This window comes from Arthrobacter sp. H20 (genome assembly GCF_000520515.1).
In the GTDB taxonomy this organism is placed as follows: Bacteria; Actinomycetota; Actinomycetes; order Actinomycetales; family Micrococcaceae; genus Arthrobacter_D.
Genome location: NZ_KI914716.1, coordinates 1 through 20,514 on the forward strand (window position 1 = coordinate 1; position 20,514 = coordinate 20,514).

Here is a 20,514-nt window from a genome sequence, read left to right on the forward strand (position 1 = left end):
CGCAACGATCTCGTCGAAAACCAGACCATACCGGCCCGACAGGAACGCGCCACGATCAATGACCATGTCGATCTCGTCCGCACCCGCTGCGACAGCGTCGGCGGTATCGGAGAGCTTCACTGAACGGGATGACCGCCCGCTGGGGAACGCAGTGGCAACCGCTGCAACGTTGATGCGGCCCGGCGCGTCGTCGTCGTGGGCCCTCCCCAGCGCCTCGACCGCGTACGGCACCATGTCGCCATACACACACACCGCGGCCACCCGTGGGGTGGAGAGATCGCCGGCGTCGGGCACCAACACCTTCGCGACGAGCGACCTAACCTTGCCAGGGGTGTCTGACCCTTCGAGAGTGGTCAGGTCGATCAGGGAAATGATCTTGTCCAGCGCCCAGGCCTTCGACGTGGTCTTGATCGACCGGGTCCCGAGGGCCGCTGCGCGCGCGTCCAGGCCCACGGCGTCGACGCCGCCAATGCCCTCCAGGTAGCGTTTCAGGGCCTTCTCGGTCAGGTCCCCGCCGATCACTTCCAATGCACGTGACGCAGGAGCAATAGCGGTGACGGGACGGAGAGCTCGGATAGTCATAAGTTCTCCGTGCTTGTTGTCGCCGGAATCTTCGATTCGGGAACCTGTGAATGGAACTGATCGATTGCTGCGTCGGTAAGATCATCGACCATTAGTTCGTGAAGCACTGCCCATGAGGCGGTAATTGCATGGGCACCTGAGGTGAGCGCTGATACCGCCTGTTCAGGAGTCTTGATGCTCGCCGCAAGGACACACAGGTGATCTCCAGCGACGGCCCGTAGGTCTCCAAGCAGGTTCGTTTGCAGGGGCCTGAGTCTCTGTGCTCTATCAACATAGGGGATCACGTAGGAAGCGCCCGCCTGCACTGCGGCCATAACTTGGCCGGGTTGATATACGGCGGTGAATGCCACTTTCTGGCCAGCTCTGGCTAGGTCAGCCCCTAGAGAAAACCACCACGGCTGCGCGGGAAGTTTCAGCACTAGGCGGTCAACATTGGATCCCGCCTGCACCAGTGTTCGTTCAATGAGAGCCTCGGCAGAGGGTCTATCGTGGGCATTAATCTGGAAAAAGACTGGTCCGCGGGTGAAGAGATCGAGAAGTGACACTAGGTGATCTATCGGATCGGCATCTGGTGATCCTTGCTGGATTATTGCGGGGTTGGTCGTGACGCCTGCCACGATTCCCGAGTCCGCTGCCGATTGAACATCGTCCGGATTGGCTGAATCTAGGAATAGGAGTTCCATTGTTATCGCCTCGCTTTCTCGGCTTCGGTCACGATCCGCCGCGTTTGTTCCACCGACACCGGGTTCCACCAAACGCCGCCCTCTTTCATGGCGCTGCCGACTATTGCGCCGCTGGCGACGGCCAGCAGCGCCTCCGCATTTGAAGCGTTCAGGCCGCTGCCCACGAGAACCGAGCGGGTGGCGACTGAGGAGATGTCCAAGACTTCTTCCACGGTGGTCGGGTTGCCTGTTCGGTGGCCGGTGGCGATGAGAACATCGGCATCGAATGCCTCTGTATCCAGTGTTAGCTCGGCGATTGATCTGTCCGCGACGATTGCATGGCTACCGTGCTTTACGTGGACGTCTGCGAATACTTTTATGTCGTGCGCATGGATTGCGGCCCGGTACCGGAGGGTTGTGGCGGCCGCTCCTTCGATGAACCCTTCGTTTGCGACGTAGGCATTGGCCCACTGATTGGCCCGGATGAACTGCGCACCGGCCGACTTGGCGATGGCGATGCTTTGGTGGGTTGCATTAGCGAGACAGAATACGCCGACAGGGATACGAACTGCTTCGACGACGGCTGCGGTTATGACGGATAGGGCTGCAACGGTTTCGGGGCCCACCTGGTCTGGTTTAAGAAAAGGGATGTCTCCTTCGTTTTCCACGATAAGACCGTCGATGCCCCCGTTTACATAGCGACGTGCGTCTTCGACGGCGCGCTCGATAATTTCCCTCATAGGCGCTCCGCGGTATCGGGGCGCTCCTGGCAGAGGCTCCAAATGAACGGTTCCGATGAGTGGCTTGATGTTGGCGAATAATGAGATGAGCGGATCATCGGCGGGAGCGACGACCGGGGCGGAGGTATTCATGAGACCTTTCTTAGTAAGCGCCGCGCCTTGGTGGCCCGGTGCTCGGCGATTTCAGGATCAATTCGGATGGCGGCTGCCACGGCGCCTCGTGTTTCGCATACAAAAGACGCGGAGACGCTACCTCGAATGGCGGCTTCGATGGGGTCACCGGTTGCGACCAGACCTGCGAGAAAGCCGCCGCAAAAGGCATCGCCTGCGCCTGTGGGGTCGATTAGGTCGTCTACTACGGTAGGAACGTTTGTGACTGTTCCTTCCGCGAGGACGTCGACCCCATCGGGACCGCGTTTGATAGCAAGCGTTGCGTTGCTGCCATGTTCGATCAGCCAGTTTGAGAGGGTTTGAATGTCTGAGTGTCCCCAAACGTCCCGGACCTCTTGGGCGCTGGGAAGGAACGCATCAAGCCCTCTGAAAACTGACCCATCCAGGTATGGTGTCTTGTCGATGGAGGGCTCGATGAGCAGGTCCAGGGTGCGCACCACGTCTCGTCCGGCCAGATGTTGAAGGGCAAGCACCTGTCCTTGACTCGACTGAGGTGCAATGTGGACGCCTAACGGGTTCAAGCCAGCGGTATATGGGGAAGCCCGGAGCCGGTCTGTATCGGCGAATGTAGCTCCGCGCTTCTTCTCAAATTGTCGGCGTGTTCCGTCGGATTCATATAGCAGCCATAGCCCAATGCTCAGTGTGTAGGGGGACTTAGATACGGCATCAAGGCAAATACCTTGTGCGTCCAAACTCGATAGCAGCCCGTCAGGAAAATCCATCCCAACAACACTGTTCAGCGCTACGTCCTTGTTCCATACCAAGGCCCCGACCGCACTGTATAGCGCGCCTCCGCCAGCTTGCTTCCAATCTGCGCAATCATCTTCGACAACCACATCATCGACAGTCAGTTCCCCGATGGTCAGGAGTCCATGCATCTCCCCCATTACCAGTCCACCGCCAACTGCTTGGAATGCACTGCAACGCCGAGCACAACCAGCGCACGTGCGAGGTGTAACAGATCCTCAAGATTAGTTGCCGGTAGCCCGCGATCGAAATGCCTATTCATTCCGGGGTATCCGAGAATGATGACGCGGTTGCTATGCGTCATGGCGGTTACGTCGTCGGAGCGCGGTACGTAACCGCCGACATTCTGTTTTACATTCACTCCGTGATCCTGCAACGAGCAAAGTAGATTCTTGACCCCTGCAAATAGATGGGGCGGGGCAACCGAGCCCCTGCCGTGGCTAGAAAACTCTGCTAACGAGGCACCCCACGGTTTGTCGTGATCCTGCACCGTTTTCAGGTCCTCGTTCGGGACCCCATGAATGTCGATCGCGACGGACAAGGGCGCGTCCTCCAAATGACGCAGCAGCCGTGCCGCCCCTCGGGAAATCGTTTGGCTGCTGGCCCCGCTGGGACCCTCCTCCTCGTCGGTCAACCCGAGGGAGAATGGGATGCCCATTGCACTGAGCACCGAAGCAGCCAGCAGCGCGGACGCGACTCCAGCCGCGTTATCCAACGAACCGGTTACGCGTTTCGTTTTGAGGTCGACTGAGACTTCGCTGGCCAGCACGATTCGATCCGCGGGGCCTAGCTGGGTTGTTTCCAGCGTCTGGAATACGTGTCGTGTTTCGAGCATGGTGACTTCACCGGTGGCGACGGTTATCCACGAACCGTCCGGGGCGAAGCGGATAACGCGGGCCGGGGCAGGTTTCTCGGCCAGGTGGTAGCAATACGGTGCTACCCACCAGAGTCCTGGTGATCCGGCCGGTCCGTCGAGCAGGTAGGAAACCTCGTCGAGGTGAGCCAGCATACGTAGTCCACCTGTACCAAGGGACAACAGGTCGCAGCCGCTGCGGTAGGCATCCAACGTCAGTTGCGCACCCGAACCTTCCAATCCCTGCTTTGACCACCACAGCTCCACCTGTTCGCCGCGGGTGATGGACGATGCGCCGGAGGGAGCAGGTGTATCGGCAATGGAGATCAGCAATTCGAGAGCGGCGTCCTGGGTGATCAGCTGATCGCATTTTTCCCACATATCGGCACGTGAGGTCGGCCATTGAGCAGTCATCGTCAGCGCCCCTGCGAATTTCGTCGCTGCAGCATCACGGCGGCCACTATGAGCGTGCCGCTGAATAGGTTCTGCGCGTAGGGGCTCACTCCGGTGAGATTGAGCAGGTTCGAAAGTACGCCGAGGAGTGCGGCGCCGATAAAGGTCCCGCCCACTGTGCCCAACCCGCCGAACAAGCTGGTACCGCCAACGACGGTCGCAGCGATGGCATCGAGTTCATACCCGTCCCCCGCAACAGGGGTCCCGACGCCTAGCTGGCTGGCGTACAGTATCCCCGCTACGCCGGCCATCACCCCGGAAATTACGTAGACCGCACATTTGACTCGCTTTACCGGAATCCCGGAGAGCCGTGCTGCTTCTTCGTTTGCCCCGACTGCGTATACCGATCGCCCGAAAACGCTATGCCGGAGGACAACCCAGGCGACAATAAGCAGAATAAGGAACACTAGTGCCGGATTGGGTATACCCAGAGTTCGTCCGCTACCGAACTGCAGAAATGCCTCGTTCGTAATTGGTATCGGCCGCCCCTGCGTGTATAAAAGCGCTATTCCTTTGGCGAATGCCATCATCCCGAGTGTCATCACGAAAGGTTGAACCCCGCCCAGGGTGATGCCGAGTCCGTTGAGCAATCCCAAGAAGGCACCCACCACCAACGCGACGGCTATGGCGGGGACCACCCCCATGGTTTGCACGGTGTTGGCCGTATAGACCACGACGACCGTCAACATCGCGCCGACGGACAGATCGATCCCCGCGGTGATGATCACAAAAGTCATTCCAAGTGCCAGCACACCGACGATCGAAATCTGGCGCAAGACATTCAGAATGTTTTGCACTTCGAGAAAATTCTCAGCGGTAAGGCTAGCGACTACGACGAGCAGCACTAGGGCGCCAGCGGCGCCATACTTTCGAACATACGGTCCGATACCCCTTGCCCGCCCTGACTTGGGACGTTGCGCTGGCGCCGTGAGTGTGCCGCTTTGATCAGTCATTGACTACTCCTCGTATGGTTGAAAGGCCCTCGGGCGCATTAGTTTCTGGAGTCGGATTGCCGGGAGAAACCTGGTCAGTAGAGACAATTGCGGCGCGCGTGACTGCCTCTTCCGAGATCTCATCACCAGCAAACTCTGCGACGATTCGGCGCTCACGCATGACGATGACCCGGTCTGACATGGCCAGAATTTCCTCTATTTCGCTGGAAATCATGACGACGGCAAGGCCACTATCGGTCAATTCCTTCATCAGCCTGTATATTTCACTTTTGCTGCCTACATCGATCCCCCGGGTTGGCTCGTCGAGAATGAGAACCGTAGGGGAAGCGGCAAGCCACCGCGCTAGCATCACCTTTTGCTGGTTTCCGCCCGAAAGGGTCGCCGCGTTGGAGTTTAGGTCCGAGGCCTTCAACCCGACGGCGCTTGCGTGCCGCTGTGTGTCTGCTTTGTCGTGTGAAGATCGGAGCAGGCCCCACCTGGACCGGGTTTTCAGGCTTGCCAAGCCAATGTTCTCTCGAATCGATCGGTGCAGAAGCAGACCTTGATCTTTTCGATCCTCGGGTAGGTAGGCAAGCCCCCGTCGACGGGAGGATCTGGGGTTGCGCCGATTAAGTAGATCGCCGTCAATGTAGACGCGTCCGGGTGCCCTGTCTGCTCCAATGATGGCCCTAGCCACCTCTGTGCGACCGGAACCCACAAGTCCCGCAAACCCGACAATTTCTCCGGCTCTGACCGAGAAGTTGATAGGAGCGCGCCCTCCTTTGACTTGAAGATCCTGTACGTCAAGCAGTACAGGAGCATCCAGGGCTATGCCTGATCGCACAGGGGCAGTTAGTTCTCGCCCCGTCATTAGGGTGACCAGTCGTTCTTCAGACAGGTCTTCGACTAGAAGTGTGTCCTGAAGGACTCCGTCCTTCAGGACCGTCACACGGTCACTCAGACTCATTACCTCTCCGAGCCGATGGGAGATATAGGCGATCCCGACGCCTTGTCGACGGAGAGTGTCAACAACCGTGTATAGAACCTCCAGTTCCGCCTGTCCAAGAATGGCCGAAGGCTCATCAAGGACCAGTATCTTCGTATCCCGGACGAGGGCCCGCGCGATCTCGATGAGTTGCTGTTGACCCAGGCTGAGCCGGCTCATTTCCGTTCGTTCGCTAATGTCCAAGTTGAGCCGGTCTAGCACCGCCCTAGCTTGGCTGTGGGCGGCAGCCCAGAGAACCCGGCCCCCTCTCCGGGGGAGTCGGCCAAGGAGGATATTCTCTGTGACACTGAGCATCGGTGCACTGACCAACTCCTGATGCACCACGCTGATACCGAGCGCCAACGCATCCTTTGGACTTCGTAGCCGAACAAGTTGGTCGCCGACTCGGATTTCGCCGGCATCCGGTGCAACCCCTCCACCGAGAACTTTCATGAGCGTGGACTTGCCTGCACCATTTTCTCCGGCAAGCGCGTGTACTTCACCGGCCCGCAGATCAAAGTCCACCCCCTTGAGCGCAACTACCCCTGGGTACTGTTTGGTGATGCCACGTAGCTCAACTAACGCGTGTGTCATAAATTTCTCCGGTCAGGCGTATCGGATGTACCTGGGGTGCAACGGCGCGTGTCAATTAGGCGCACGGGTCGACAGGCGTTTCGAAGTCACCCCAGCCCTTGGGGATCCATTCCTCGGCATTGTCCGGGACTACTGCTGGCAGGCTTGGGAGTTGCAATTTTTGCCCCGGCTCGTCGTATGCTTCCGCGCCAGGAATCTCCGCGTCCTGGAGCGCCAAGATGGCCGCTCGGACCCCTATGTCTCCGATGAAGGGACTGTAGTTTCCATCGGCTTGGAACCCGCCGTCGCTTACCCACTCAAAACCGGGGGCTGATCCGTCATGGGTGTAATGCAGGATGTCGTCATCGCAACGTCCAGCGCTGGCGATTGCCTGCTGCGCTCCCCATGAAGACTCTTCGGCGTGCGAGAAGACAGCATCAATTTGGTCGTATTTCGTGAGCCAATCATCCATGACTCCGACGGCGGGTTCGCGGACCCATTCCCCGTCGCCTACCGCGAGGATCTCGATACCGGGGGATTCTTCCAGCGCCTGACGCAGACCGGCGCTGCGGTCGGTAGCAGCCGAGGACCCGGACAGGCCTGTGATCTCAAGAATTTTTCCTTCGCCGCCGAGGTCATCGATCATTGCCATCGCAGTGTCATAGGCCATCTCGACGTTCGATTGACCCACAAACACGGTCTTCTCCGCAGGCACATCGCGGTCGAGCACAATCAGCGGGATTCCGGCGTCCATTACGCGGTTAGCCGCAGGTGCAAGTCCGGCTGATTCCACCGGGCTGAGAATGATCGCGTCCACTCCGCGCGACATCAGATCCGACACATCATTAGCCTGGTCTGCTACATCGCAATTGCCGTCAGTCACGACAAGCTCAACACCGGGGTGCCGTGCGACCTCAGCTTCCGCGCTCTCAATCATGGCTGCCCGCCACGGATGGTTGAAGCACGTCTGAGAAAAACCGATAGTGATCGCTTCTGAGTCGGCCCCACCAATTGCACCTTCATCCACGGGCAGAATATCGGTGTAGGGCAGGCTCTCGTATTCCTGGCCACCGCCTTCAGCTGATTCACTGTTGCTTGCGATACTTGAGGCCTGGCACCCCGTCGAAGCCAATGCCAAGGCGACGACTGCAACTGAAAAACCGACTTTTCTAAACATGAACTCTCCTTTGAGTGATGCCTTTTGCCCTCGGCGACTGCCGCGAGCTTGGGTGTTAGCTGGTTGAACGAGTGAAGTTTGGATGTCAGCTAGGTGAATGGGTGAGCTCGACGCGGTACTCGTACCGATCCGCCGGGAACGTCATGACCGTCCATTCGACCGGTCGGTTCGACGGGGTGTAGCTGACGCGTCGAACAATGAGAGTAGGGCTGTTTGGAGGACACATCAGATGGTGCGCTTCGTCATCGCTCGCCGCTCCGGCCCGCACAGTTTCGACTCCGCGATCCAGCTGGAGCCCGATCTTGGGACCCTGCAGCAGTTCGTATAGGGAGTTCGATTCGAGAACCTCGGCGTTGAACAGATCGAGCCTCCCAGCCAGGCTTTCGACTGGAAGCCATGTCTCGGCTAAACCAATCGGGTTGCCATCAGCGAGCAACAACCGCCGCACGAACTGGCACGAACCGTTTGATCCGGTTACCGACTGAATGACCGGCGGGCTATCGACAATTGCGGAATCAAGGAGCCGCCTTCTAGGGTCATAGCCTTGCGACTTCATGTTTTGGGTGAATGAAGTGAGTAATGACTGATGACTTGGCCTGGGCTTACCGACGAAAGACCCAAGTCCTTGGATCCGCTCAACTTGTCCGTCAGCCACCAGACGGGACAGCGCTTGGCGAATCGTCTGGCGTGAGACCTCATAGGTCTGAGCTATCTCCGCCTCAGTAGGCAACTTGTCCCCGGGCGCCAGTTTCCGCTCATGGATATAGGACAAAAGTGCCTGCTCCAGCTGGACGTAAAGAGGAGCGGGACTGCGCCGGTCTATCCGAGTTGTCATGACAACATGTTTACCCACCAACCGGGCAGTGTCAATGGTTTTTCTCGAATCCGCATGATCTCCACCACACTTTCCACCATTAGAGCCAGCGCCCCCGACAATTATTTCGTGGCCGCAAGACTGGCGTTAACAGCAACAGACAGACATAAGAACCCCTCATCGGCCGAGTGCTAAAGATGATCGGAATATCCACGCAGGACTACGGAAAGCAGACAGGATCATTCGCGGGCGTGGCAGGACTCTCGGGGCTGCCCCGGCTGTTCATAGCTCGGGGCCCTAGGCCGCAGTGAAAGCGGTCCGGTTGATTGTTCATATTCGATTTGGGGACCTTTCCCAGCCGGACGGTTGGGACGCGGGAGTGATGGCCGATCCTTGGATCGCCCGGCTGGACTCCCTTTGGCCTTCACCCACGCGCGCTGAGTATCACCCCCGGGAGGATCCTCATACGGACGACTCTCGATTGACTGATTTCCGTGCATAGCCCGGTCCTAAGTAGGAGGAGCTTGGCCGGAAGCTGTCGGAATAGGATTTTGAGTGCACGGCCCGCGGGTGGTGGTCTCGATGTTCAGACCTTCCCCCAAGTGCCGAACATGCGAAACCTGACCATTCCACCGTCGACGGCTTTCCTTATGCCTCCAGCACCAAAACCTGTCCTTCTGCTTCTATAGGTCGGCCGAATTGTGTAGGTGTGGGACAGAGTCGTACTTTAACAGCGTCTTCCACTCAGCGCGCCGCTCCCAGCGGCCCGATCATGGTGCTGCCGTGTCGGCGCTCAGCTTGCAAGCTCTCACCCTGCGCACCAGATCACGACTGGGCACAGGCTTTCAGGACACGGGGACTTCTCCATCCACGTTGCCGACGAACCGGCTGGATCACGGTATAGGTAAGGGGCCGCCCCACGAACGATACCCAGGGCATCGGGGTGACGCCGGTCTGGGCGCTGTTGGTGTCAGGGACGGGTGCCTTCAACGCGTTCTTCAGAGCGCGTGAGTCTTCAGGAAATCCCGAACCGTCTGCTGGAACAGTTCGGGCTCGTCCGACGGCGGAGAGTGCCCGGACTGTTCAAAAATCACCAACTGCGAGTCCGGTATGAGTTCAGCAATACGCTCGCTACAGGACACAGGAGTGATCCAGTCCGTCCGTCCGACGGTCACCAACGTGGGGCAGGTAATACCGGGCAGCATCGGCTTCACGTCATAGTGGTGCAGGTTCTGCGAGAAGGCGGCGTTATGAGTGGCGTAATGGTACTCAGTGCTGTTCACCCGTTCCTCCACCAGCGCCGGGTCGAACGTGAAGCTGTAGAGCGGCAGCAGTTCACGCCACGAGTTTCTGAAGTCCTCGTTGTCCCGGATTCGGCCCTCCATCATGCGCATCAGCATTTCCTCGTCGATGTCTACGCGGTCCGACGAACGCGCGTTGGCGATTGCGAGGTCGTTGTGCTCGTGGTCCGCGGAGGTATCGCGCAGGACCAGCGCGCGGAGCCGATCGGGATGGGCAATCGCATATTCCATCGCGATGAACCCGCCGTAGGACCCGCCGGCCATCACGAAGGTTTCCGCGCCGGCCCACTCGCGGAGCGCATCGACGTCGGCAACCCACTGCTCGTGTGTGAATGGTCCCTGGTCTCCGCTCTTGCCACTGCCGCGGGCATCGAAGACGAGGACGCGGAACAGGTCTGAGAGCGGGCCAAAGGCGGTCTGCGGCTCGCCCTTCGAACCGAGGCCGGGAGCCCCGTGATGCGCGATGAGCAGCGGCGCGTCGGGGTCGTCTCCCAGCAGTTCGACGTCGAGCGGGTTGCCATTAATAGTCAGGATCATGAGGTGCCTTTCACAGGTTGATGACCACGTCGTCGAGGTCGCGGGGATAGCGCGTGAGGCGTTCGGCGCCGTCGTCCGTAATCAGGACGGTGTCGGATATGCGGTAACCGGCGTGCCCGGGAACGTAGATTCCCGGTTCGCTGGAAACCACCATCCCGGCTTCGAGTGCGGATGCGTCCCCGTCCTCCAGCCATGGGGGTTCATGGAAGTTCAGACCGATCCCGTGGCCCTGCCGGTGACGGATGTATTCGGTCAACCCGGCGTCTCGGATGACGTCCAGGCAGGCTCGGTTGACGTCACGGCAGAGGGCACCCGGCCGTAGTTCCTTGGTGCCCACCTCCTGGGCGCGGTGATCGGCTGAGAAATAGCGCAGCTGCTCATCGGTGGGATCGCCCAGAAAAAACGTTCGCTCACTTTCGGCGTAGCGACCGCCCACCGCACCGCCCAGAGAGAGGATGACGGTGTCGCCCGCCTGCAGACGGTACGACGACGGCAGTCCGTGCGGAAAGGCGCTGTTGGCGCCCGCATAGACCAGGCCGGCCGCCAACATGGGAACGACGACGACGTCGTCATGGTTCTCATACATCCACGAAGTACCGGTGCGGGCCACATGGCCGGCCAGCCCGGCTTCGGTGGGGAGGGCACCGCCGTCGGCAATGGCAGCCTCGATCAGATCACGGCCGGCGTCCAACATGACATCCCCCAGAGCAGCGGCCTGGCGGTGCAGGGCGATCTCCTCGGGACTCTTGATCAGGCGCAGCCCGTCCACGATGCCTGACATGTGCCACTCGACGCCGTCAAAGACTGTCTGCAGCTCGTGGAGCCGTCCGGTGGAAAGAGTCGGAGAATGACCCCACGTGCCGGATCGGCCGACAGAGCGGGCCAGCGGCTCGAAGGGGCTGTGCAATCCGGGATACTCGGCGAAGGCCACTATCTTGTCGACGGCGGCACGCTGCGCAATTGCGTGTTCACGCTCCAGTTCGGGCACGAGAAGCACGGCGCGGTCACCGGAAATCCATACCGCCGCTGGGCGTTCGTTCGGGTGATGGAAGAAGCCGGTGAGGTAAGCCACCTCATGTGGGTCATCGACGAGGAGTACGTCGAGTCCGTGATGTTCGAGCTCGGTTCGCACTCGGCGGTGAACATCCTGGTAGAAGGACAAAGGCAATCGTTGCGAGAAGCTCACGGTGTTTCAGTCACCTCGAATTCGGGGGTTACGGGCGTCGTTGTAGGCAAGGGAACAGAGAGTGGCAGCCACAACAAACAGCAGGATGGCCAGGGACGGAAACAGTGCCGTCCACCATGCAGAGGCAAGTACGCCACTGCGCTGCGCGTTGTAGAGGACGGTGCCCCAGGACCAGCTGTTCGGGTCACCCAGTCCCAGGAAGGAAAGACCGGCTTCACTGAGCACGGCTTTGGAGGCTGTCAGCACCACGGACACCACTACCACCGGGGTGACGGCAGGCAGGATGTGCCTGGTTAGGACCCACAGGTTCGAGGCACCGATAACGTGCGACGCATTGACATACGTCAGCGTCACCGTAGGAAGCGCCTGGGAACGGACTACGCGCGCCACTTCGGGCCAAGAGAACACCGCGATCACCACCACCAGAGTGGAAATGCTGGGACCGACCAACGCGGCGATCAGGATCATCAGCGGCAGGATGGGCAGGGAAAGCATCACATCGATCAGCATGCCGAGCGGTGTGTTCAGCCTCGGGAAGTAGGCAGCAGCCACCCCCACCACGGTGCCCAGGAGGATGGCGAGCGCCGAAGCCCCCACCGCGACTGCCACGCTGGTCCGCGCCCCCCAGACAATCTGGGCAAAGATGTCCTGGCCGATATGGTCAGTGCCGAACCAGTGCTCGGACGACGGCGGCTCCAGCACTGCCACGCTGAAGCCGCTGGGCTCCTCGACAATGAGCGGCGCGGCGATCGCAAGCAGAACCATGAAGATCAGGACGATCAGCGAACTTAGGCCGAGCGGGTTGCGGACAAACGCCCGCCAGGTTTTCCGCCGCGGAGACATCTGTGACAGATCGGTGCCGAGCAGTTCGGCGGTCGGGGTGGTGGCTGGGTTGTAGGTCATGCCTGCCTGACTCTCGGGTCGAGGATGCCGTAGAGGAGGTCGGTCAGTAGATTGGCCAGAACAACCGTTGCTGCCAACAGGACGAAGGCGCCCTGCAGCACTGCGAAGTCCAGCTGCCCAACGGCCTCGTAGATAGCCCGGCCGATGCCGGGGTAGGCAAAGATCGTCTCGGTCAGCACGGCTCCACCGACGAGGAAACCCAGCTGCAGCCCCACGAGCGTGACGGTGGGTAGCAGCGCGTTACGCAACGCGTGCTTCCACACCACGGTGCGCTCCGAAACACCCTTGGAACGAGCCACGGTTGTGTACTCCTCGCCAAGGGCGTCGATCAGGCTGGTGCGAAGAAACAGGACGTACGAGCCAAGCTGGAGAAGCACCAGGCTGAGGCACGGCAGAACGAGGTGCCTCAGCATGCTGCCATAGGCTTCCAGCCCCGAGACCCCTCTATCGATGGCCCCGCCGATGGGGAGCCAGCCAAGCCATAGGCCGAAGACGTACAGGAGGAAGATCCCGACGGTCGGCACAAAGAGCGACTGACCTATGACTCCACCGACCTGCACTGCGCGGTCAATGTGGGAACCACGCCGCCGTGCTGCCGAGACGGCCAGTGGAACCCCGATGATGAGCGTGACAATCAGAGAGCTGCCGGTCAGGACCAGCGTCCAGGGCAGTCGTTCCAGCAGCACGTCCAGTACCGGCACGCTCTGCCGGAACGAGATCCCTAGGTTGCCCTGCAGAAGCTGGCCCAGATAGGTAAAGTACTGGACCGGCAGCGGCTGGTCCAGACCGAAGTCCGCGAGCATGATTGCGCGCTGTTCCTCGGTCATAGTTGGACTGGCCACTGCCAGGGCAGGGTCCCCTGGAAGCAACCGGACCAGGAAGAAGGTCACGGTTATGGCGAACCACAGGGTCAGGAGACCCCGTAGCAGCCGTAACAACGCGAAGCGGGCGAACGCCATGGACTTATTCCTTGCTCACACTTGCGAGAGATTCAGCGTTGACAATCGAGAGCAGATCACTGGGCTTGGGTACAAAGCCGCTCCACTCCGACGATGCGGCGAAGTTGAACGTCTCCACGTACATGACGTTGTCGTACACCTGGTCGTGAACTATGCGGGCAATCTCCTGCAACGGTTCCTGCGCTTCTTCCGGCGTGAGTGCGGTCGCGGCTTCCTCCATGAGGTCGTTGACCTCGGGATCCTCCACGCCCGCGTAGTTGATGAACCCTTCCGGCGAGAACAACAGGGCGAAATTGGACTGCGGCTCGTCGATGATGGCCCAGGACCCCGCATAGATGTCGAAATCCCTGTCAGCGGTGCGGGCGAGGTAGGTGTTGCGATCCAGACCCACCAGCTCAATGTTGATGCCGGCGTCAAGGCTCTGATCCCGCACCAGTTCCGCCCATGTGGAGACCATCGGATCGCCCTGGTCGTAGACCATTTCGAAGCTCAGCTCGTCGAAGACGTCGTCACCGTCGGCATCGGCGAAACCGGCGTCTTCCAGTAGCTGCCGGGACATTTCCGGATCGTAGGCGTACTCCTCCAGATCCAGGCCGTCCTGCCACTGCTCGTAGACAGGCGTCAGCACACTGGAGTTCGCTGAAATGGCGTTGCCGCCCAAAACCACCTCGCGGATCGCGTCATAGTCGACCGCGTGGGCGAGCGCCTGCCGTACCTCGACCTGATCCAGCGGTGGCCTCCGCATGTTGTACTGCATGTGTGCCCAGCCCAGCGAGGGAACGGTGAACAGCTGCACCGAATCGTCACCGGCCAGGTCTTCCGCGACGGCTGGTGGGAGAGCGTTGCCGATCATGTCCAGGTCGCCGGCGCGGAGCGCGAGCACTTCGGTGTTGACATCCGGGAACACCCGGAAAATCACCTCATCCACGTTCGCGCTGCCCGATTCGACCAGCGGGTAGTTCTCGGTGGCCTCGAGCACATAACGCTGCCCGTCCTCGACCTCGGTGAGGACAAAGGGGCCGGCCGAAACCCAGTCCGAGTCGTTGGCGAACTCCGCGACTGACGGGGCTTCGCCGAAGACATGCTCGGGCACGATCGGCATCCAGAACCCGATACTGTTCAGGAACGCACCGTCAGGGCGGCTCAGGGTGAACTCAATCCGGGTGTCGGAGACTGCCTCGGCACTCTCATACGCTGCGAGCATTCCAGCGACTGTGCCGATTTGCTCTTCTTTGATCGCATTGATGGTGAAGATGACGTCTTCGGCGTTCAAAGGCTCGCCGTCTGTCCACTCCATGTCATCGCGCAGTTCCACAAATGCCGTCAGACCGTCCTCGGAATAGCCCCACTCCGTTGCAACAGAGGGAACTTTCTCGGCCTCATCGTTGAGGGTCATCATCGACGGATACATCAGGTTGGTAACCCACGTGTCAGTGCGGCTATTGCCGACAAGCGGGTTGAAGTTGACCACGCCAGCGGTGGTACCCACCACCAGCTGGTTCCCGCCGTTGTCGTTGGCTTCCCCGGGGTCCTGCGTATCCGGGTCCGACGGCACACAGCCGGCGAGCGCAAGCATCAGTGCCAGGGGAACGGCCAGCCGCGCCAGGTGTTTTCTCGCTGTCGAATTCTTCATCAGATCCAGACCTCCTCGATAACCCGCATGGCATTTCCTCCGACAACGGCACGGATCTCGTCGTCCGAATAGTCGTGGGATACCAGCCACGAGACGATGTTCCAGAAGCACTCAGCCGGGTTCTCCAGACCATCGACATAGGGAACGTGTTCGTATTCAACCCCTGCGTGGGCCTCACCCAGGGAAAGCGCACCCGCGAAAAGGTTGTGCAGGCCCACATGATCGCCGAAAAGGGTGTCCGGGCCGAAGGCCACATGTTCGATTCCGACCAGCTCAACGCAGTACACAAAGTGGTCCATCACCGACTCGATCGTGTGGAGCGGATGTTCCGCCGAAAGCGTGGTGTGTGGGGCTGCCTCCAGTCCAATCACCCCGCCGCGCTCCGCGCAGGCCTTGATCACGGAGTCCGGCTTCATCCGGTTCGTGTTCCAGACGCCACGTGCTCCGGCATGGGTGATCATGATGGGTTTGGTGGATTGCTCGATGGTGTCCATGGAGGTGACATCCCCGGAGTGTGAAACGTCGATGACGATGCCCAGCTTGTTCATCCGCTCCACGGCGCGTCGGCCAAAGACTGTCAGGCCGCCGTCGCCCTTTTCCTTCAAGCCGCTGCCCAGCGTGTTTGCCTCGCTGTAGGCGATGCCGAGCTGACGGATGCCGAATCCGTAAAGAATGTCGATCCGGTCCAACTCGTTCTCGATCGGAGTTGACGCCTCCAGCCCGGCGATGAGCGCCAGCCGCCCGGTCTCCTTGGCATGATGAATGTCGGCGACGGTTTCGGCCTTGATGACGTAGTCCTGATGAGCGATATCGGAAAAGCGCAGCCCGAGATCGGCAATGATGTCGGTCCACTTCCAGCCGGCCTGGCTGGTGACGCAGGCGGTACCGTCCATGAAATTGTCAATCACCGCTGTCATCCCGGAGCGGGCCAGCCCTTCGTACCCGGTGCGGTGCCGGCCGGTCCGGTTGTAGTCAATGGTTTCGTCAATATCCTCCGGGAACCGGGTGGGATGGTCGTGGGTGGAGAGCACGATGCTCTCGGTGAGCAGACGCTGGACCCGTTCTTGCTGGGCCGTGGACAGTTCGGGCCCGGCATAAGCCGGAACCCGCTCGAGCTCAGGCGCGAGATTGAAGGATTTATAGTCGCGGCCCTCCTCGAGATAGCTGTAGGAGCGGTAGCCGGTGTAGCGCTTGGCGGGGTGTGGCACGGCGTGAGCCTTCCTGGTGGATTCTTCCGCGTCCTGAATGGCAGATGATGTATGAGAGACGACGGTAAAACTCATACAATTCCCATAATTTGCCACATATCCCCATCAGGAGCAATAGATTCGACGAATTTCTGCATGGACATAGTCGGAGGAGCGAGCCATACTTGAACCCATGACCAAACCAAGCCCGCAGCGACTGGACGAACTGGATCGATGCATCCTCTCAGCGCTTCAGATCCATGGCCGCGCAAGCTGGCAGCAGATCGCCCGCGCCGTCGGCAGTTCCGACTCCACTGTGTCTCGTCGCGTCAACCAGATGCTGAGCGACGGCACCGCCCAGGTCATTGCCGCGACCGACCCGCTGCTGTGCAGCAAGGGTTATCCGGTGCTCGTGCAGATCACCAGCCGGGCCGGAGCGACCGCCGAAGTAGCCAGGGAACTCGCCCTCAGGCCTGATGTCCGGTTCGCCGCGCTGGTCACCGGGTCCTTCGACGTCGTCGTGGAGCTGATTGTGCGCTCCCAGGCGGAGCTTGGATCCATACTTTTCAACGAAATTGACCGCATTCCGGGCGTCTGGTCGACCACCACCGAAAGCGTCGTGGCGCACTATAAGTTGGCCAACCTTTGGCTCGACGGCGCACTGCCACCCGAGGCGGTGTCACAACTGGAAGCCGAGCGGGGTGAGGTGGAGGCGGGTTCCCCGCGCCCGCTGGACGAACGCGAGCAGGCGCTCGTCGACCTGCTGGCCGGGGACGCACGGGCAAGTTTCGCGGCCATGGCCCAGCGATTGGGGACCAGCGAATCGGCAGCACGACGACGGTTGGATGCCCTGGTGCGGGAGGGACGTGTCCGCTTCTCGACGATCGTTGACCCTGAACTCTTCGGTTACACGGCACCTACGATGTACTGGCTGCACATGGAGCTTCGCCATGTAGAGGAAGCGGCACGGATTCTGACCCAGCAGCCCGACGTCCGCTACGTGGCTGCGACCGCCGGGTACAGCGACCTTACCGTCGAGGTGGTACTGCGCGACCAGCAGGATCTGCACCGCTTCAACATGCAGGTACTAGGCGAGCTACCCGGGTTACGGCACGCCGAAGCCGGACTTGAGTTGGCGACGCTGAAACGTGCCTTCGTGCTCAACCAGAAGGCGCTCGACATGCTCACCGAACGACCGGTTCTCTCCGAAGGGGCAATAGCATGACTGAGTCGTCAGCACCTGTAGCAATGAAGGTCGAGGATAGTCCGGTGCTGGACATCCGAGACCTGTCGGTCACCTTCAAGGTCGGCGGACGGGAAGCCCCCGCCACTCGTGACGTCAACTTCTCCGTCTACCCGGGCGAAATTCTGGCGATCGTTGGCGAATCAGGTTCGGGGAAGAGCGTCAGCGCCATGTCGGTGCTGGACCTGCTTCCAAAGACCGCCACACGCCGGGGGGTCATCGAGCTCAACGGTGAGGACATCAGCGGGTTCGACGAGAAGCAGGTTCGGAAGATGCGCGGTGGAGACATCGCGATGATTTTCCAGGAGCCCATGACAGCCCTGAACCCGGTATTCACCATCGGTTGGCAAATCAGTGAAATTCTCCGGTTGCACACGTCCTTGTCACGTAAGGAAGCCAAGGCACGGGCGGTAGAGCTACTGGGGCTCGTTGGTCTACCGGATCCCGGGAACCGTGTGAACTACTATCCGCACCAACTCTCCGGCGGCCAGCGGCAGCGGGCGATGATTGCCATGGCAATCTCCTGCGACCCGAAGGTTCTGATTGCGGACGAGCCCACTACCGCCTTGGACGTCACCGTTCAGGCTGAGATCCTGGACCTGTTGCGCGATCTCCGGCACCGGGTGTCCTCGGCAATGATCCTCATCACCCACGATATGGGGGTTGTCGCTGACATCGCCGACCGTGTGATCGTGATGAAGGATGGGGAGATCGTCGAAGCGGCACCCGTGCACAAACTGTTCGCCGAGCCTACTCATCCTTACACCCAGCAATTGCTGGCCGCGGTGCCTCACCTGGGTCACCGTCCCGAATCCGGTCGGCTTCTGGAAAGTGCCGATGAAGCCGCGAAAGTAGCGGCTGAAAGCCGTGCGACGACGAACGACGACGGCCCGATCCTTCAACTGCAGGACATAGTGGTCGACTACCCCGGGCGGCTGGGCCGCCCATTCTTCCGCGCCGTCGATTCGGTCACTTTGGAAATGCATCGCGGCGAGGTTCTGGGATTGGTGGGTGAATCCGGATCGGGCAAGTCGACGCTCGGCCGGGTGGTGGTCGGCCTCCAGGCTGTGACATCCGGCCGGGTTGTGGTCGCGGGACAGGACATCACCCACGCGTCCCGGAGCCAGCTCCGTCCACTGCGGCGCCGGTTGGGCATGGTGTTTCAGGATCCGGCTGCTTCCCTGAACCCGCGCTACACCATTGGCGACTGCATCAGCGAACCCTTGCGTCTGCACCGACTGGTGCGCGGTCGAAAGGAAATGGATGCACGGGTTATGGAGTTGTTGGAGAGCGTGGAGCTGCCGCCCTCCTGGCGGCAACGCTTCCCGCATGAGCTCTCCGGAGGGCAGCGTCAGCGGGTAGCTATTGCCCGGGCAATAGCTCCCGAACCTGAACTCCTGGTGGCGGATGAGCCTACCAGTGCGCTCGATGTGTCAGTTCAGGCGCGGCTGTTGGATCTGCTGATGGACCTTCAGGCCCGCCTGCAGTTCTCCTGCCTGTTCATCAGTCACGATCTCGCCGTAGTAGAACTGTTGGCAGACCGCATTGCCGTGATGAACCGCGGAATGGTGGTTGAGCAAGGCGACCGTGAGCAGGTGCTAAGCCATCCAGAGCACCCTTATACGCGCAGGCTCCTCGCGGCAGCGCCTGTACCGGACCCGGTTGAACAGCGGCGCCGCCGAAAGGAATTGGCTTCCTCCGCCGACGCAGCGTACTAAGGGCAGGTGCAGCACATTGCTTTGCGGGGAAAACCCGCCAATGATTTTTTACCGAAGTCATGTACCTTCAACACCCCTCACCCATGAACTAGTAAGAAGGCCAGCAAGGGCTTCAGGAGGAGAAAGGAAGCAACCCGCCACAGGAAACCGCAACCCACCAACCAAAACAGACACACCCTGCGCACACTTTGCGCCGATTTGTGCACAGCCAGAGAGCGAAACAGCCTCTGACTAGGGGAAACACTGTGCCCGAAGTGGGACTTGAACCCACACATCTTTCGATACTGCATTTTGAGTGCAGCGCGTCTGCCAATTCCGCCATTCGGGCTAACATACTTCCTGACCCATATGAGATGAACTACTCAAGTCTCCGTCAGTGCGCGAAACTACTCTACATGCCGATAGGCTGTTTCAGTGAACCGGCAACGGGCGCTGCCCCGCCGGGCAAAATGATTGATTGAACAAGGAGCCTGCTGTGTCTGAATCCAACGAGTCAACCGTCTCGGGAGTTGCGCGGCGCGTGATTGTTGCCGAGGATGAAACCCTCATCCGTCTGGACATTGTGGAGATCCTCCGAGGTGAAGGCTACGACGTCGTCGCAGAAGCCGACAACGGTGAGAAAGCCGTCCAGCTCGCTAAGGAGCACAAACCCGACCTGGTTCTGATGGACGTGAAGATGCCCGTCATGGACGGCATCACCGCCGCAGAGCAGATCGTGAAAGCACGCATCGCCCCGGTGGTCCTGCTGACCGCTTTCAGCCAAAAGGAGCTGGTGGAACGGGCCCGTGACGCAGGCGCGATGGCCTACGTCGTCAAGCCGTTCACTCCCGCCGACCTGATCCCAGCCATCGAGATTGCGCTCTCCCGCCATGAGGAGATCAAGGCACTGGAGAACGAAGTCTCTGATCTCCAGGAACAGTTCGCCACCCGCAAGCTGGTCGAGCGCGCCAAGAGCCTCCTGACCACCAAGATGGGACTGACTGAGCCTGAAGCCTTCCGCTGGATCCAGAAGACCTCCATGGACCGTCGCCTCAGCATGCGTGAAGTCGCCGAGACCATCATCAATCAGGTCAACTAGTCCACCGCACAGGGCCCAGCGCACCAGAAAGCTCCACCGGCGCCAGAAACCGGCTGGCGCACCAGATATAGCTGATGCGC

Annotated in this window: 17 protein-coding genes, 1 tRNA gene and 1 pseudogene; 3 read left to right on the forward strand and 16 right to left on the reverse strand. The window is 60.3% G+C overall.

Annotated elements, in window-relative coordinates; genetic code table 11:
* From Y703_RS17990 to Y703_RS0104635, 15 genes and pseudogenes are all read right to left on the reverse strand, one after another.
* Positions 1-582: pseudogene (locus Y703_RS17990) on the reverse strand (deoxyribose-phosphate aldolase); the annotation flags it as partial.
* Positions 579-1,265: a transaldolase family protein gene (locus Y703_RS0104570; protein ID WP_026551759.1), complete on the reverse strand. Its 687-nt coding sequence runs from the start codon at positions 1,263-1,265 to the stop codon at positions 579-581. The pseudogene Y703_RS17990 and the gene Y703_RS0104570, both read right to left, overlap by 4 nt.
* A 2-nt stretch (positions 1,266-1,267) precedes the next feature.
* Complete coding sequence (locus tag Y703_RS0104575) at positions 1,268-2,116, reverse strand: BtpA family protein (protein ID WP_026551760.1); 849 nt, start codon at positions 2,114-2,116, stop codon at positions 1,268-1,270.
* Positions 2,113-3,042 (reverse strand): carbohydrate kinase family protein, encoded by a 930-nt coding sequence (locus Y703_RS0104580; RefSeq protein WP_026551761.1) that lies wholly within the window; start codon positions 3,040-3,042, stop codon positions 2,113-2,115. The genes Y703_RS0104575 and Y703_RS0104580 overlap by 4 nt, the downstream gene beginning before the upstream one ends.
* Positions 3,042-4,169: a hypothetical protein gene (locus Y703_RS0104585; RefSeq protein WP_035763883.1), complete on the reverse strand. Its 1,128-nt coding sequence runs from the start codon at positions 4,167-4,169 to the stop codon at positions 3,042-3,044. The genes Y703_RS0104580 and Y703_RS0104585 overlap by 1 nt, the downstream gene beginning before the upstream one ends.
* A gap of 2 nt (positions 4,170-4,171) precedes the next feature.
* Positions 4,172-5,161, reverse strand: coding sequence for an ABC transporter permease (locus Y703_RS0104590; RefSeq protein WP_026551763.1), 990 nt, complete (start codon positions 5,159-5,161; stop codon positions 4,172-4,174).
* Positions 5,154-6,719: a sugar ABC transporter ATP-binding protein gene (locus Y703_RS0104595; protein ID WP_026551764.1), complete on the reverse strand. Its 1,566-nt coding sequence runs from the start codon at positions 6,717-6,719 to the stop codon at positions 5,154-5,156. Before Y703_RS0104595 ends, Y703_RS0104590 begins: the two co-directional genes overlap by 8 nt.
* Before the next feature lie 55 nt (positions 6,720-6,774).
* Positions 6,775-7,875: a substrate-binding domain-containing protein gene (locus tag Y703_RS0104600; protein WP_026551765.1), complete on the reverse strand. Its 1,101-nt coding sequence runs from the start codon at positions 7,873-7,875 to the stop codon at positions 6,775-6,777.
* Positions 7,876-7,960: 85 nt separating this feature from the next.
* Positions 7,961-8,710: a GntR family transcriptional regulator gene (locus Y703_RS21370; RefSeq protein WP_216698865.1), complete on the reverse strand. Its 750-nt coding sequence runs from the start codon at positions 8,708-8,710 to the stop codon at positions 7,961-7,963.
* 977 nt (positions 8,711-9,687) lie between these two features.
* Positions 9,688-10,527, reverse strand: a complete 840-nt coding sequence (locus tag Y703_RS0104610) for an alpha/beta fold hydrolase (RefSeq protein WP_026551767.1) — start codon at positions 10,525-10,527, stop codon at positions 9,688-9,690.
* A 10-nt stretch (positions 10,528-10,537) separates the two neighbouring features.
* The gene (locus tag Y703_RS0104615) at positions 10,538-11,659 is read right to left on the reverse strand and encodes a M24 family metallopeptidase (RefSeq protein ID WP_253907939.1); all 1,122 of its coding nucleotides are present in this window, start codon (positions 11,657-11,659) and stop codon (positions 10,538-10,540) included.
* 60 nt (positions 11,660-11,719) lie between these two features.
* Positions 11,720-12,616 carry an ABC transporter permease gene (locus tag Y703_RS0104620; protein ID WP_081743395.1) on the reverse strand — a complete coding sequence of 299 codons (897 nt, stop codon included), beginning with the start codon at positions 12,614-12,616 and terminating at the stop codon, positions 11,720-11,722.
* Entirely contained in the window at positions 12,613-13,575 is a 963-nt protein-coding gene (locus Y703_RS0104625) for an ABC transporter permease (RefSeq protein ID WP_026551770.1), read from the reverse strand. The genes Y703_RS0104620 and Y703_RS0104625 overlap by 4 nt, the downstream gene beginning before the upstream one ends.
* A gap of 4 nt (positions 13,576-13,579) precedes the next feature.
* Positions 13,580-15,208 carry an ABC transporter substrate-binding protein gene (locus Y703_RS0104630; RefSeq protein WP_216698866.1) on the reverse strand — a complete coding sequence of 543 codons (1,629 nt, stop codon included), beginning with the start codon at positions 15,206-15,208 and terminating at the stop codon, positions 13,580-13,582.
* Positions 15,208-16,491: a dipeptidase gene (locus tag Y703_RS0104635; RefSeq protein WP_081743396.1), complete on the reverse strand. Its 1,284-nt coding sequence runs from the start codon at positions 16,489-16,491 to the stop codon at positions 15,208-15,210. Before Y703_RS0104635 ends, Y703_RS0104630 begins: the two co-directional genes overlap by 1 nt.
* A gap of 97 nt (positions 16,492-16,588) precedes the next feature.
* Here Y703_RS0104635 and Y703_RS0104640 point away from each other — a divergent pair, with 97 nt between their 5' ends.
* Both Y703_RS0104640 and Y703_RS0104645 read left to right on the forward strand, forming a co-directional pair.
* The gene (locus Y703_RS0104640; protein WP_026551773.1) at positions 16,589-17,620 is read left to right on the forward strand and encodes an Lrp/AsnC family transcriptional regulator; all 1,032 of its coding nucleotides are present in this window, start codon (positions 16,589-16,591) and stop codon (positions 17,618-17,620) included.
* Complete coding sequence (locus Y703_RS0104645; RefSeq protein ID WP_035763886.1) at positions 17,617-19,356, forward strand: ABC transporter ATP-binding protein; 1,740 nt, start codon at positions 17,617-17,619, stop codon at positions 19,354-19,356. The genes Y703_RS0104640 and Y703_RS0104645 overlap by 4 nt, the downstream gene beginning before the upstream one ends.
* A gap of 246 nt (positions 19,357-19,602) precedes the next feature.
* Here the strand turns inward: Y703_RS0104645 and Y703_RS0104650 are convergent.
* Positions 19,603-19,684: transfer RNA gene (locus Y703_RS0104650), tRNA-Leu, on the reverse strand.
* A 147-nt stretch (positions 19,685-19,831) separates the two neighbouring features.
* Here Y703_RS0104650 and Y703_RS0104655 point away from each other — a divergent pair.
* A complete protein-coding gene (locus tag Y703_RS0104655) occupies positions 19,832-20,434 on the forward strand; it encodes an ANTAR domain-containing response regulator (RefSeq protein WP_019482407.1) in 603 nt (200 codons plus the stop codon).
* The last annotated feature ends 80 nt before the right edge of the window (positions 20,435-20,514 follow it).